Below are 12,987 nucleotides of genomic sequence, written 5' to 3' on the forward strand. Positions count from 1 at the left end.
AAAGCCAGCCTAATGGCTGGCTTTTTTGTACCTATATAAACGCTTTATTTCTTCTGCTCTGACAAATAATCAACGGCTTTGTCTGGGAAGTCAGTAAAGACCCCGTCAACACCGGCAGTCTTGTAGAACACATCGAGCATCCCATTAAAATCATCGGCATAAGCTGGAATACGGCCTTCGTCAGCTCGGAAGGTATACGGATGAACCTGCATGCCCTGTTCATGGGCCGCTTCAACCAGACCTGTCAGCTTGATATTCCCCTTGGTCGATGCATCGGATACCACCATTGGTTTCCATGGGCCAATACCGTCAGCATACTTCGCCACGGTTGCCATACCGCCCGGCTTGAACATCCAATCATAGTTGTATGGGGTTGCCTTACCATCCTTGCCGTAAACCATGGTCTCGTTCCAATCGGTGTAGGCCATTAGCTGAACCAATTTAACGTCCATCCCCATCTTGGGCATCAGCTCGTCGTGAATGCGTTTTAGTTCATCAAAATCAAAAGTTTGAAGATATACCTTGCTGTCTTTGCTGGTATAGCCGTAATCTTTAAGCACTTTCAATACGGCAGCACTGATATCTTTGCCTTCATGGCGATGGAACCACGGGGCCTTGATCTCAGGATAAATACCGATCCCATAGCCTAGCGACTTGTTCAGACCTTGGATCATTTCGATCTCTTCTTGGAAGGTCGGCACTTTAAAGTCTGACTTCCACATCGGGAAGCGCTGCGGGAACCCCTGTACCTGCTTACCGTCTTTGATATTGAAGCCTTCCGTCACACTCATCTGCTTAATTTCATCCAAAGTGAAATCAATCGCGTAGTAACGGCCGTCTTTACGGGCACGATCTGGGAAGAGTTCGGCCACATTGGTGACGCGATCCAGATAATGATCATGCAGCACCACCAGCTGGTTGTCCTTGGTCATCACGACATCCTGCTCAATGTAGTCTGGCTTCATCGCATAGGCCATCGCCTTGGCTGGCAAAGTATGCTCAGGCAAATAGCCTGACGCGCCACGGTGGGCAACCACAATTTTGTCGTCCATCGACTGGGCTGCAAACGATGCAGTCGCAGACAAACAAGCACAGCCAATCATTGTCGCAAGATAAATCTTATTCATTATTATCGTCCTGATGTGAATGTAGAGTTATTGGAAATATGATGCAGAATAATAGTCCAATAAATTTCCTTTTCAGCCACTTAAGTCACTGTTTACGAAAATCATCAGGGAAATAAGACAAATTAATATTCGAATGGTGATCTTTAGCCCGCGTTCAACAAGTTAGGTATATATCCAGCCACCATATCCAAACCATAAAAAACCGGAGCCAAAGCTCCGGTTTTCTATTCTTTAATAACTTATCTTGCGGCGATTACTTACGACGCCAAGTTGTACCCTGTGGGCCATCCTCTAGGATAATCCCCATTTCCGTCAACTTGTCGCGCGCCTCATCGGCTGCCGCCCAATCTTTTGCCGCACGGGCATCAAGACGCTGCTGAATCAATGCTTCAATTTCTGCAACGTCATCATCCTGACCGCTTGCACCCGCTTGCAAGAACGCCTCTGGCTCCTGACCCAAAAGACCAAGAACATCCGCCAGCTCACGCATACGCGCACCCAATACCGATGCTGCTGCCATATCTTCAGCTTTCAGACGGTTTACTTCACGAGCCATGTCAAACAGCGCCGAGTAAGCTTCTGGGGTGTTGAAGTCGTCATCCATCGCTTCTTTGAAGCGCGCAACAAACTCATCGCCGCCAGCGGCAATTGCTGTCGTATCCAAACCGCGTAGTGCGGTGTACAGACGCTCAAGAGCCGAACGCGCCTGCTTGAGGTTGTCTTCGCTGTAGTTCAGCTGGCTACGGTAATGGCCAGACATCAGGAAGTAACGCACAGTTTCAGGATCGAAGTACGCCAGTACATCACGGATGGTAAAGAAATTACCCAGTGATTTAGACATCTTCTCACGATCCACCATCACCATGCCGCTGTGCATCCAAGTGTTCACATACTGTGTACCGGTTGCGCAGCAAGATTGGGCAATTTCGTTTTCGTGGTGCGGGAACATCAGATCCGAACCGCCACCGTGGATATCGAAATGGTCACCAAGAATCGCGGAATTCATCGCAGAACATTCGATATGCCAACCTGGACGGCCAGCGCCCCATGGCGATTCCCAAGTCGGTTCGCCCGGCTTAGACATTTTCCACAGTACGAAATCAAGTGGGCTACGCTTGGCTGCCTCGATATCCACACGGGCACCCGCCTGCAACTGCTCAAGATCCTGCTTGGACAGCTTGCCGTACTCGTTGAACTTGCTCACTTCGAACATCACGTCGCCGTTGTCGGCAACATAGGCAAAGCCACGTTCGATAAGACGTTCACACAGGGCGATAATTTCAGCAATAAACTGTGTTGCACGCGGCTCGATATCAGGGCGCTTCAAACCCAGTGCATCAAAATCGGCATGCATTTCGCCGATCAGGCGCTCAGTCAATGACTCGCACGTTTCGCCGTTCTCCGCCGCTCGCTTGATAATTTTGTCATCGATGTCAGTAATGTTACGGACGAATGTCAGATCATAGCCGCTGTAACGCAGGTAGCGAGAAACCACATCAAACGAAACAAAGGTACGCCCGTGGCCAATGTGACACAAATCGTAAATGGTAACCCCACAGACATACATGCCTACTTTGCCAGGCTGGATGGGTTTGAATTCCTCTTTCTGTCTTGTCAGTGAGTTATAAATCTTCAACATGTCTCTTTTATACTCATGTGGTGGGATTACTGAATTTAGTCGGTTATTACACCTTTAATGACTATATATAGCAAGGAAAATCATGGATATTCCACCTTGCGGCAAACAGGTGACAGATACAATCTGTACCGAACAATGGCCTGCGCTCATCTATAATTATGCAAGCGGTTAATATCTCACCGATTTACTATCAACGGCACTCTCACGGGCTATCATTATTGACGCTTGATGCGGATAAGATAGAATTCAGTATTCAAAGCAATAGATATCCATTAAAGGACAAGCTCATGGTAACGCTTCACACTACTTTTGGTGACATCAAAATCAAGCTGAACACGGAACAAGCGCCTGAAACTTGCGCTAACTTCCTACAGTACTGCCGTGACGGTTTCTACAACGGTACTCTGTTCCACCGTGTTATCGACGGTTTCATGATCCAAGGCGGCGGTATGGCCTCTGGCATGGAAGAGAAAGAAACACGCACACCAATCAAGAACGAAGCAAACAACGGCCTAAGCAACAAAGTCGGCACGCTAGCAATGGCACGTACGATGGAACCGCATTCAGCTAGCTCGCAGTTCTTTATCAACGTGAACGACAACGACTTCCTTAACTTCAAATCTGAAACACCTAATGGCTGGGGCTACTGCGTGTTTGCTGAAGTTGTCGAAGGTATGGACGTAGTCAACAAGATCAAAGCCGTTCCAACAGGCAACTGGGGTTATGTACACCAGGACGTACCGGTTGAAGAAGTGCTGATCAACAGCGTAACTATCGAAGACTAATCGTCGCGAAGGGTGGCCACTGAGCCGCCCTTTTTCCTTCTATGATTCTATTTATCTCTGATCTGCACCTAAGTGCCGAGCGCCATGATATTACGGCCTGTTTCCTTAATTTCATGGCCAACGAAGCCAGCCAGGCCGATGCCCTGTACGTTCTTGGGGATTTGTTTGAAATGTGGGTTGGCGACGACGACGATTCCCCTTTCCACCAGCAAATCAAGACGGCCTTTCGCACGCTGACCGACAGTGGTGTCCCATGCTATTTCATTCATGGCAATCGTGACTTCCTTATTGGCCAACAATTTGCACGCGAAACCGGGGTGGAATTACTTGCCGAGCACACGGTGATCGACCTATACGGCACCCCGGCCTTGATCCTCCATGGCGATACGCTGTGCACTCTGGATCTGGACTATCAGCGCTACCGGAAGAAAGTCCACAACCGCTTTATCCAGTGGTTGTATTTCTGTCTTCCGCTGAGCTACCGCCAAAAAATCGGTGACAAGCTGCGCAGCAATAGCAGCAATACCAACCAAACCAAAAGCAATACCATCATGGATGTCACGCCCGACGAAGTCGTCAGCCAATTGCGTCAACATCAGGTCGCCCTGATGATCCACGGCCACACCCACCGACCAGCCGTTCACGAGCTCGACATGGATGGCTCGCCAGCCACCCGGATCGTCCTCGGCGACTGGTATGAACATGGCTCGGTGCTAGTTTGTACGCCCGATGGCAACATACTAGAAACTCGGGAGTTCGCGACACCGGAACTATCAACAAGGCATTGCGAACAATAAAAACAAAAAAGGTACGCCGTGGCGTACCTTTCTTTTTACTCGTCGAACAGTATCGCTGTCTTACTCAGCTTTCTGTCGCGACAACTACGGCAGGGGCAACCCGGCGCTCTTTAGACCACGAGCGGTACATGGTCAGTGATGTATACAACACCACGCCAATCACCAGCCACGCCAACAGATGCATATCCAGCGACTTCACCAGATACGCCGCAATCACCACCCCTATCGGTCCGGTAACGGCAACCACCAGCGCCGCACGGGCATTCACCCGGTTACGAATAATAAAACCACCGGCCGAGAAGAAGCTCAAAAATGCGCATGAGCACATCATGATCGGAAAGGCGGCCAGCGGATTCATGCCCAGCAGGTAGACCATCGTCATGCACGGGGCATACAAGCCGATCCCGACAGTCATCAAGGCCCCAAACAAGAAGTTGCCAGCAATGGCCAGCGCCAGTTTCCAGCCAGTCAGTCCCAAGGCCAATCCCCCTAGTGGAAATAGCTTCAGTTGCCCGGCCAGCATCAAACTCGCCACCACCAGTAAAGCAAGGCACATCACCAAACGGATGACCTGACGATCCCAGCTTGATACCAACTTCGCCCCGACAGTTGCCCCCAAGCAGGCAGCAACGACCATACTGACTAGGGTGACAGGGTCGACATCCACAGCGGTAAGGAAGATCAATGACTGGACAACCGTCGCCAACACAGCTTGGCTATTTAAGGTACCGGGGAGCAATTGATCGTCGACCAAGTTAAATTGCTTATACCCTGCGGTTTTGATGGCAAAACTGCCGATACCCAAGGTATCGCAAAAATTTGCAAAACCACCAATAATACCGATTGGGATGATCTTGGTATGCGCTTCCTGCTTTCGGTTTTTTTGCCAAGCCATTAAAAGCATAACAATAAAAACACCGCCACCTACAAGCAATCCCGCTTGTATGAATGTGAATACGGTCATGAGCAACACAGATTTTTTTACGGAAGGATTGACGATTATCCTCCATTGCGGCTGTTTTTTCTATAATTTATGCAAATTACGATGGTTCGTCGTTCTAAACTGAATAAGCAAGCGCATATATCCAAGCTATTTCGCAAGGCAGAATTCAAAGTAGCAAAATCTTTACTGCAAGTGAGTTGTCTTGAAATAGCCGAGGTATATACTGCTACGATATGTCGGGACAAATTTAAAATGTATAATTGCTATTAAGTTATCCTGTTTATAGTCGTTATATTTTGCGATACTAGCAGCTAAGTACAGACGGGAGCTTTTCCTGCCTCTTTCACTGGCTTATATTTTCATCGATGCCCAACTAACTTCATTATCCATGAACTCATATCTCGCTAGACAACCGATTCTAAATAAAAACAAAGAGACCATTGGTTATGAACTGCTCTTCAGGGATGGGCCGAATAACTGCTTTCCCGAAGTGGAAGATGAACACGCTACGCATCGCCTGCTTGCTGATAATTTTCTAACCTCGAGCACCGCAGAAGTGACGGCGGGCAAACGTGCGTTTGTTAATTTTCCCTATAGCAGCCTCATTAAACGCACTCCCCTGCTATTCCCTAAGCACTGTTTTATTATCGAAATATTGGAGTCATGCCAACCCAGCGATGAATTACTCGAGGCGATTATTGAACTCAATCGCAAGGGCTATACCCTCGCGCTGGACGATTTCATCCCATCGCCGGAATGGCTGCGTTTCTTGCCGTATATCCACATCATCAAATTCGATATCAAGCTAACGCCAATCGCTAAGGCCGGATTCTTTATCCGCCGCCAGCGTATACTCAACCGGCATTTGCAATTTCTGGCCGAAAAAGTTGAAACATACGAAGAATTTATCACCGCATGCGATAACGACTTCGACTTTTTCCAAGGTTTTTTCTTCAGTCGCCCAGAACTGGTTACCCGCAAGGCATTAACACCATCAGCTCTAACGACCCTGCAACTGTATCGGGAGATCACCAAGCCCGAGGTCAACTTCAATACCGTTGAGGCCATTATTGCCACCGACGTTTCGCTTTCGTACAAACTTCTACGTCATGTCAACAACATGACCGTGACTCTGGCCAAGCCGATATCGTCATTCAAACAGGCTCTCGTTTATCTGGGTGAAGAAAAGCTACGCCGCTTCATTACCTTTGTCGCTACCTCGCATGCAGCTGAAAATAAACCCCTTTCGCTCTACCTTCTTTCTCTGCAGCGAGCCCGGTTCTGCGAGCAGGTTAGTAACCACTTACCGGATATCGACAACAGTCAGGCCTTTCTTGTAGGCTTGTTTTCGCTACTGGATTCCATTCTCGATCAGCCAATTGAGCTATTGCTGGAACAACTGCCGCTAGACAGCCATATCCACCACGCCCTGATCAACCGCCAAGGTGACTTAGGCGCCCTGCTAGAGCTTATCTGCTCCTACGAAGAGGCCAACTGGACACGGATCCAACAAATAAGCGCGACGCTCGGCGTGAGTGAATCTGTTGTTGGCGATCTGTACTTGGAGTCTATAAAATGGGCGACAATTTTTGAAAAAAGAAACGCGGAATAACCATGGCCAAGCCTGATAATGCCTGCCCGTGCGGTAGCACACTGACCCTGGCGCAATGCTGCCAGCCGATCCACCACGATCCAAGTCTTGCCATTCAACCGGCACAGCTCATGCGTGCCCGCTATTGTGCCCATGTCCTCGGACTGGTCGATTTCGTGGTCGACACCTACCATCCAAGCTGCCACGCCGAGCAGCACCGTGAAGCCATTGCCGAATCTGTCGACAGCGAATGGCTGGGGCTAGAAGTGATCAGCAACGAAATCGCGCCAAGCGGTGAAGGCTTCGTCGAGTTCAATGCCTACTACCGCGACGGCAAAGAAGAATACTGCCTTCACGAACGCTCCCGCTTCCTGCACGAAGAACATAACGGCAAAGCACAATGGTTCTACATTGACGGTGAATACCCGGAGCCTGCCGAACCAGAAGCACCACAGCCAGCAACCAGCAACAAGGTTGGACGCAACGATCCTTGCCCATGTGGTAGCGGTAAAAAACACAAGAAGTGCTGCGGGTAATACCGGCTAACAACCGCCCCCCAGTAAAAGCCCCGGGATACCGACAATAACGTTGTCCCGGCGGCCATCTCTTTACTATCCCCCGGCAAGAAAAAAGCGCCCCCAACAAGAAAAAGCTAGCTACTGCACCACAATAGATATTCCCACCACCTCGTAACGCCGTTGCAACGTTCAATACCACCGTCGATTTGTTCACACAACCATTGGCGTACAAAATCACACCGCAAAACTGAAATATGACCAATTTCCACCCGCGCTTGTTAGCATAATGAAATTTTAATATTTCTTTAATTTTGTTATTGCAAAATAAATTCAGCTTAGTTAGTGTAAATATCAGACACGACATCAAATAAAGACTTACAAAGAGCACATAATTATGCGTATCGCTATGGCTAACATTCATCATCACCATCATCCTGATTAGTCTTTCGGGAGGATAAGCCTCGGCCGGGAAGACTTAACACATCTCTTCCAACGGTCAGCGATAGCACAGTTTCAAAGACCCTCGGAAGCAAAGACTTCCGAGGGTTTTTTGTTTTCAGGGTAAAACATCAAGTACAGGGATCAGACAATGCAAACACAACGACTTCGAATTGCCATACAGAAAAAAGGGCGGCTGAGCAAAGAGTGCCAAGAACTGCTCAAACGCTGCGGGGTAAAGTTCAACATGATCGGCGAGCGTCTGGTGGTCCATGCCGAGAATATGCCTATCGACCTGTTACTGGTACGCGATGATGACATCCCCGGCCTGATTATGGACGGCGTGGTTGATCTTGGCGTGATTGGCGAAAACGAGCTTGAGGAAGTTAGCCTTGAGCGCATGGCTCGCGGCGAGCCAGCCGAGTACATCAAACTCCGTCGCCTTGATTTTGGTGGCTGCCGCCTGTCAATCGCCATCGACAAGGATACCGAATACAACGGACCGCAAGATCTCCAAGGCAAGCGCATCGCCACCACCTACCCCCAGTTGGTGAAACGCTACATGGACACCCTCGGGGTAAGCTTCAGTACCTGTATGCTCAATGGCTCGGTCGAAGTCGCTCCCCGGGCAGGATTGGCTGATGCGATCTGCGATCTGGTTTCAACCGGAGCAACCCTCGAGGCAAACGGCTTGAAAGAGGCCGAGGTGATCCTGCGTTCCAAGGCTGTCCTCATCCAGCAATCAGGGACATTGCCAAACGAGAAACAAGCACTGATCGGGCGGCTGCTAACCCGAATGCAAGGGGTTATCCAAGCCAAAGAATCAAAATACATCATGCTGCATGCTCCTACAGACCGACTGGAACAAATCAAAGACCTGTTACCCGGCGCAGAAGATCCGACCGTAATGCCATTGTCCCAAGACAAAAACCGGGTGGCTGTGCACCTTGTTAGTGCCGAGAACCTCTTTTGGGAAACGATGGAACAGCTAAAAGAGCTCGGGGCAAGTTCGATTCTGGTCCTGCCAATCGAAAAGATGATGGAGTAAGCGATGAAAACTGTTGTATGGCAATCCCTTAGCTGCAACCAGCAAGAAAGCCTGCTGGAGCGTCCGGCCATTACCGAGGGAGCCAATATCACCACGATTGTCGAGACGGTGATCCGCGATGTACGCCAGCGGGGCGATGAAGCCCTGCTTGAACTCACGGAAAAGTTTGATGGCATAAAACCCGACAATATCAAGGTCAGCAATGAGGAGGTCACCGCCGCCTCAGCGCGCCTCAGTGACGAGATGAAGCAGGCACTCCAGCACGCTTACCGCAATATCGCCACCTTCCACAAGTCTCAGCAGCTCCCCCCGCTAAAAATTGAAACGCAGCCGGGCGTGGTATGTGAGCAGGTCACCCGGCCAATCAACTCGGTCGGCCTGTATATCCCCGGAGGCAGCGCACCGCTACCGTCGACTGTCCTAATGCTTGGTGTCCCGGCACAAATCGCCGGATGCCGCCAAATCATACTGTGCTCGCCACCACCCATTGCCGATGAAATCTTGTACGTGGCACAACTGTGCGGAATCACCGAGATCTTCAATGTTGGCGGCTCTCAGGCAATTGCTGCTATGGCATACGGGACCCAGAGCGTGGCGAAAGTCGACAAGATTTTCGGACCGGGCAATGCGTTCGTCACCGAAGCCAAACGCCAAGTCAGCAACGACTTCCGCGGTGCTGCCATTGACATGCCAGCCGGCCCGTCGGAAGTACTGGTGATCGCCGATGCTAGCGCCGATCCGGATTTCATTGCTGCCGATTTGCTCAGCCAAGCCGAACACGGCCCCGATTCACAAGTCGTTCTGGTTACCCCGGACCCCGCTATAGCCGAGCGCACGGCCGATGCGATCCAACGCCAACTCAAAGCCCTTCCCCGGGCAGACATTGCCCGTAAAGCATTGGGGGCCAGCCAGTTGATTGTGACCGATGACCTTTCTCAATGTATTGAAATTTCGAACCTTTATGGCCCAGAACACCTTATCGTTCAGACCCGCAACCCACGAGATCTTGTCCCGCAGCTCGACAATGCCGGTTCGATATTCCTCGGTGACTGGTCCCCCGAGTCAGTGGGTGACTACGCATCAGGGACTAACCATGTCCTACCAACGTACGGCTACACCCGCACCTACTCCAGCCTCGGCCTTGCCGATTTCAGCAAGCGGATGACGGTGCAGGAGCTCAGTGCACAAGGCCTGCAAGAACTGGCGCCTACCGTGGTCGCCATCGCCGATGCAGAGGGACTCGGCGCCCACAAGCGAGCCGTCACTATTCGCGTCGAAAAACTGGCAGCCCAACAACAAACGCCAAGGAACGAGGCCTGATATGAGCATCAAACAACTGGCACGGAAAACCGTGCGCAACCTAACACCTTACCAATCGGCACGGAGACTGGGGGGGAACGGCGATATCTGGCTCAATGCCAATGAATCCCCATTCTCCAACGAGTACAGCGTTAGCGGCGAGCGCCTCAACCGCTACAGCACCTGCCAGCCGACAGAGCTGATCGCCGCCTACGCCGACTATGCGGGTGTACGCTACGAGCAGGTGCTGACCTCACGAGGTGCTGACGAGGGGATTGAACTGCTGATCAGGGCGTTCTGTGAACCCAACCAAGACAGCATCATCTATTGCCCGCCAACCTATGGCATGTATGCCATCAGTGCTGAGATCTTCGATGTGAAGACCAAAACGGTCCCTCTCACCGAGCAATGGCAACTTGATCTGCCCGCGATAGCTAATAACCTAGAGGGCACCAAACTCGTTTTCGTCTGCAGCCCCAACAACCCGACCGGGAACCTGATCGACCGGGACGATATCGAAGCGCTGCTGGAGATGACCGCAGGTAACGCTCTGGTCGTCGTCGATGAGGCTTATATCGATTTTTGCCCTGAAGCGACCACCGCCGACTTGCTCGGTCGCTATCCAAACTTGGTGATCCTGCGAACGCTGTCCAAAGCCTTTGCCCTTGCAGGGCTACGCTGTGGTTTCACCCTCGCTCACCCCGATATTATCGAGCTGCTACTCAAAATCATCGCACCGTATCCGGTTCCGGTGCCGGTCACGGAAATTGCAGTCCAAGCCCTGTCGGAATCAGGACGGGCAAAAACCAAGTTTCAAGTACTGGACATCAGTGCCAACCGTGCCTATCTCCAGGCCGGCCTTGGAATGCTTGACGGCGTAACCGTTTTCGATGGCTACGGCAATTACCTGCTGGTTCGCTTCCCTGACAGCGACGAACTGTTCAAGGCACTCTGGGAGCACGGCATTATCCTGCGCCGTTCACCGATAGAAAACTGTATCCGCATCAGCATTGGAAGCCGCGATGAGTGCGAAAAAACCCTCGCCTTTATCCGAGAGCAACTGACACAAAACAGCGAGAAAAGGACGGCATTGTGAGCAAGGAAAAAATCTTATTTATCGACCGTGACGGCACCCTGATCGTCGAACCTCCCGTTGACTTCCAAGTCGACCGTCTCGACAAACTACAACTGGAGCCCTTCGTGATCCCTGCACTGCTCAAGCTACAAGATGCGGGCTACCGGCTAGTCATGGTCACCAATCAGGACGGTCTTGGTACCGACAGCTACCCACAAGCGGATTTCGATGCCCCGCACAATATGATGATGGCGATATTCGAATCCCAAGGCATCACCTTTGACGATGTACTGATTTGCCCGCACTTCGAAGCCGACAACTGCAGTTGCCGCAAGCCCAAGCTCGGATTGGTCAAAGAATACCTCCAGCAAGGCAAGGTCGATTTCGAAACATCTGCCGTGATTGGCGATCGCCAAACAGATTTGACCCTTGCCGAAAACATGGCGATCAGGGGTATCCAGTACCACCCACAAAATATGGGCTGGCAACAAATCGTCACCGATCTCACTACCCGCCCGCGTATCGCCGAGGTTGTGCGCACCACCAAAGAAACCGATATCCGCGTTAGGGTAAACCTCGATCAAAGCGGCGGGAACAAGATTGAAACTGGTCTTGGCTTTTTTGACCACATGCTTGATCAGATCGCAACCCACGGCGGTTTTCGCCTCGAACTGAGCGTCTCCGGCGATCTCCATATCGATGACCACCACAGTGTCGAAGATGCCGCTCTGGCGCTGGGCGAAGCACTGAAAACAGCACTGGGAGACAAGCGCGGGATCGGCCGTTTCGGCTTCAGCCTGCCGATGGATGAATGTTTGGCCCAGTGTGCGCTTGATCTCTCAGGACGCCCTTACCTCAAATTTGAGGCAAAATTCAGCCGTGATCGTGTTGGCGACCTGTCCACCGAAATGGTGCCGCATTTTTTCCGCTCTCTGACCGATGCGCTGGCTTGCACCCTTCACCTGAGTTCGACAGGCAATAACGACCACCACATCATCGAAAGCCTGTTCAAGGCCTTTGGCCGTACACTACGCCAAGCCATCAAGGTCGAAGGCAACGAGCTACCAAGCAGCAAGGGGGTACTCTAATGAACGCGACCAGCCAGAAGATCGTAATCATCGATACCGGCTGTGCCAACGTCTCTTCGGTGAGGTTCGCTATCGAGCGGCTTGGCTACCGCGTTGAGATCAGCCGAGAGCCGACTGTCGTGCTAGCGGCAGACAAACTCTTCCTGCCAGGCGTCGGCACAGCCAGCGAGGCCATGAAAAACCTCGCCGAACGCGATCTGATCAACTTGGTCAGGCAGGTCGAAAAACCGCTGCTTGGCATCTGCCTCGGGATGCAGCTCCTTGGCAAGGAATCAGACGAGCAAGGGCAAGATGGCCAGCAGCAGGTCCCTTGCTTGGCACTGTGTGATGCCTCTGTCCATAAAATGAAAACAGGGACGCTGCCACTGCCGCATATGGGATGGAACACCATCACCCCTGAACAAGATCACCCGCTATTTAGGGGGATCCCTGCTGGCAGCTACTTTTACTTCGTCCATAGCTATGCGATGCCTATTTTCAATCAAGGAGCGGGAGGCAGAACCATCGCCCGCTGTGACTATGGCGATGCCTTTACCGCCGCCGTACAACGCGGTAACTACTACGGCGTCCAGTTCCATCCCGAACGGTCAAGCAAAGCCGGCTCCCAGTTGATCAAGAACTTTCTTGAATTGTAAGGAC

At 51.3% G+C, this 12,987-nt stretch carries 12 protein-coding genes and 1 other annotated feature; of the genes, 9 read left to right on the forward strand and 3 right to left on the reverse strand.

Annotation, left to right across the window (positions count from 1 at the left end):
- Positions 1 to 44: 44 nt before the first annotated feature.
- On the reverse strand, positions 45 to 1,127 hold the full coding sequence (glpQ, locus tag ABT56_RS02730; RefSeq protein ID WP_047877291.1) for a glycerophosphodiester phosphodiesterase: 1,083 nt from the start codon (positions 1,125 to 1,127) through the stop codon (positions 45 to 47).
- A gap of 253 nt (positions 1,128 to 1,380) precedes the next feature.
- Positions 1,381 to 2,766 (reverse strand): cysteine--tRNA ligase, encoded by a 1,386-nt coding sequence (gene cysS / locus ABT56_RS02735; protein WP_047877292.1) that lies wholly within the window; start codon positions 2,764 to 2,766, stop codon positions 1,381 to 1,383.
- 287 nt (positions 2,767 to 3,053) lie between these two features.
- Between cysS and ABT56_RS02740 the strand changes: the two genes are divergently transcribed.
- Both ABT56_RS02740 and lpxH read left to right on the forward strand, forming a co-directional pair.
- On the forward strand, positions 3,054 to 3,551 hold the full coding sequence (locus ABT56_RS02740) for a peptidylprolyl isomerase (RefSeq protein ID WP_047877293.1): 498 nt from the start codon (positions 3,054 to 3,056) through the stop codon (positions 3,549 to 3,551).
- Between the two features lie 41 nt (positions 3,552 to 3,592).
- Complete coding sequence (lpxH, locus tag ABT56_RS02745; protein ID WP_047877294.1) at positions 3,593 to 4,348, forward strand: UDP-2,3-diacylglucosamine diphosphatase; 756 nt, start codon at positions 3,593 to 3,595, stop codon at positions 4,346 to 4,348.
- 64 nt (positions 4,349 to 4,412) lie between these two features.
- Here lpxH and ABT56_RS02750 read toward each other — a convergent pair whose 3' ends face one another.
- Positions 4,413 to 5,312 carry a sulfite exporter TauE/SafE family protein gene (locus ABT56_RS02750; protein WP_047877517.1) on the reverse strand — a complete coding sequence of 300 codons (900 nt, stop codon included), beginning with the start codon at positions 5,310 to 5,312 and terminating at the stop codon, positions 4,413 to 4,415.
- 367 nt (positions 5,313 to 5,679) lie between these two features.
- Here ABT56_RS02750 and ABT56_RS02755 point away from each other — a divergent pair, with 367 nt between their 5' ends.
- The 7 genes from ABT56_RS02755 (at position 5,680) to hisH (ending at position 12,983) form a co-directional block, all read left to right on the forward strand.
- The gene (locus ABT56_RS02755; RefSeq protein WP_047877295.1) at positions 5,680 to 6,903 is read left to right on the forward strand and encodes an EAL and HDOD domain-containing protein; all 1,224 of its coding nucleotides are present in this window, start codon (positions 5,680 to 5,682) and stop codon (positions 6,901 to 6,903) included.
- A gap of 2 nt (positions 6,904 to 6,905) precedes the next feature.
- Positions 6,906 to 7,418 (forward strand): YchJ family metal-binding protein, encoded by a 513-nt coding sequence (locus ABT56_RS02760; RefSeq protein WP_047877296.1) that lies wholly within the window; start codon positions 6,906 to 6,908, stop codon positions 7,416 to 7,418.
- A gap of 399 nt (positions 7,419 to 7,817) precedes the next feature.
- Positions 7,818 to 7,955 (forward strand) — a sequence feature (His leader region).
- 34 nt (positions 7,956 to 7,989) lie between these two features.
- Positions 7,990 to 8,886 carry an ATP phosphoribosyltransferase gene (gene hisG / locus ABT56_RS02765; RefSeq protein WP_047877297.1) on the forward strand — a complete coding sequence of 299 codons (897 nt, stop codon included), beginning with the start codon at positions 7,990 to 7,992 and terminating at the stop codon, positions 8,884 to 8,886.
- A gap of 3 nt (positions 8,887 to 8,889) precedes the next feature.
- On the forward strand, positions 8,890 to 10,206 hold the full coding sequence (hisD, locus tag ABT56_RS02770; protein WP_047877298.1) for a histidinol dehydrogenase: 1,317 nt from the start codon (positions 8,890 to 8,892) through the stop codon (positions 10,204 to 10,206).
- 1 nt (position 10,207) lies between these two features.
- Positions 10,208 to 11,281, forward strand: coding sequence for a histidinol-phosphate transaminase (gene hisC, locus ABT56_RS02775; RefSeq protein ID WP_047877299.1), 1,074 nt, complete (start codon positions 10,208 to 10,210; stop codon positions 11,279 to 11,281).
- Positions 11,278 to 12,348 carry a bifunctional histidinol-phosphatase/imidazoleglycerol-phosphate dehydratase HisB gene (hisB, locus tag ABT56_RS02780; RefSeq protein WP_084722138.1) on the forward strand — a complete coding sequence of 357 codons (1,071 nt, stop codon included), beginning with the start codon at positions 11,278 to 11,280 and terminating at the stop codon, positions 12,346 to 12,348. Before hisC ends, hisB begins: the two co-directional genes overlap by 4 nt.
- Positions 12,348 to 12,983: an imidazole glycerol phosphate synthase subunit HisH gene (gene hisH / locus ABT56_RS02785; protein WP_047877300.1), complete on the forward strand. Its 636-nt coding sequence runs from the start codon at positions 12,348 to 12,350 to the stop codon at positions 12,981 to 12,983. The genes hisB and hisH overlap by 1 nt, the downstream gene beginning before the upstream one ends.
- Positions 12,984 to 12,987 lie beyond the last annotated feature (4 nt).

The organism is Photobacterium aquae (assembly GCF_001029445.1).
Classification (GTDB): domain Bacteria; phylum Pseudomonadota; class Gammaproteobacteria; order Enterobacterales; family Vibrionaceae; genus Photobacterium; species Photobacterium aquae.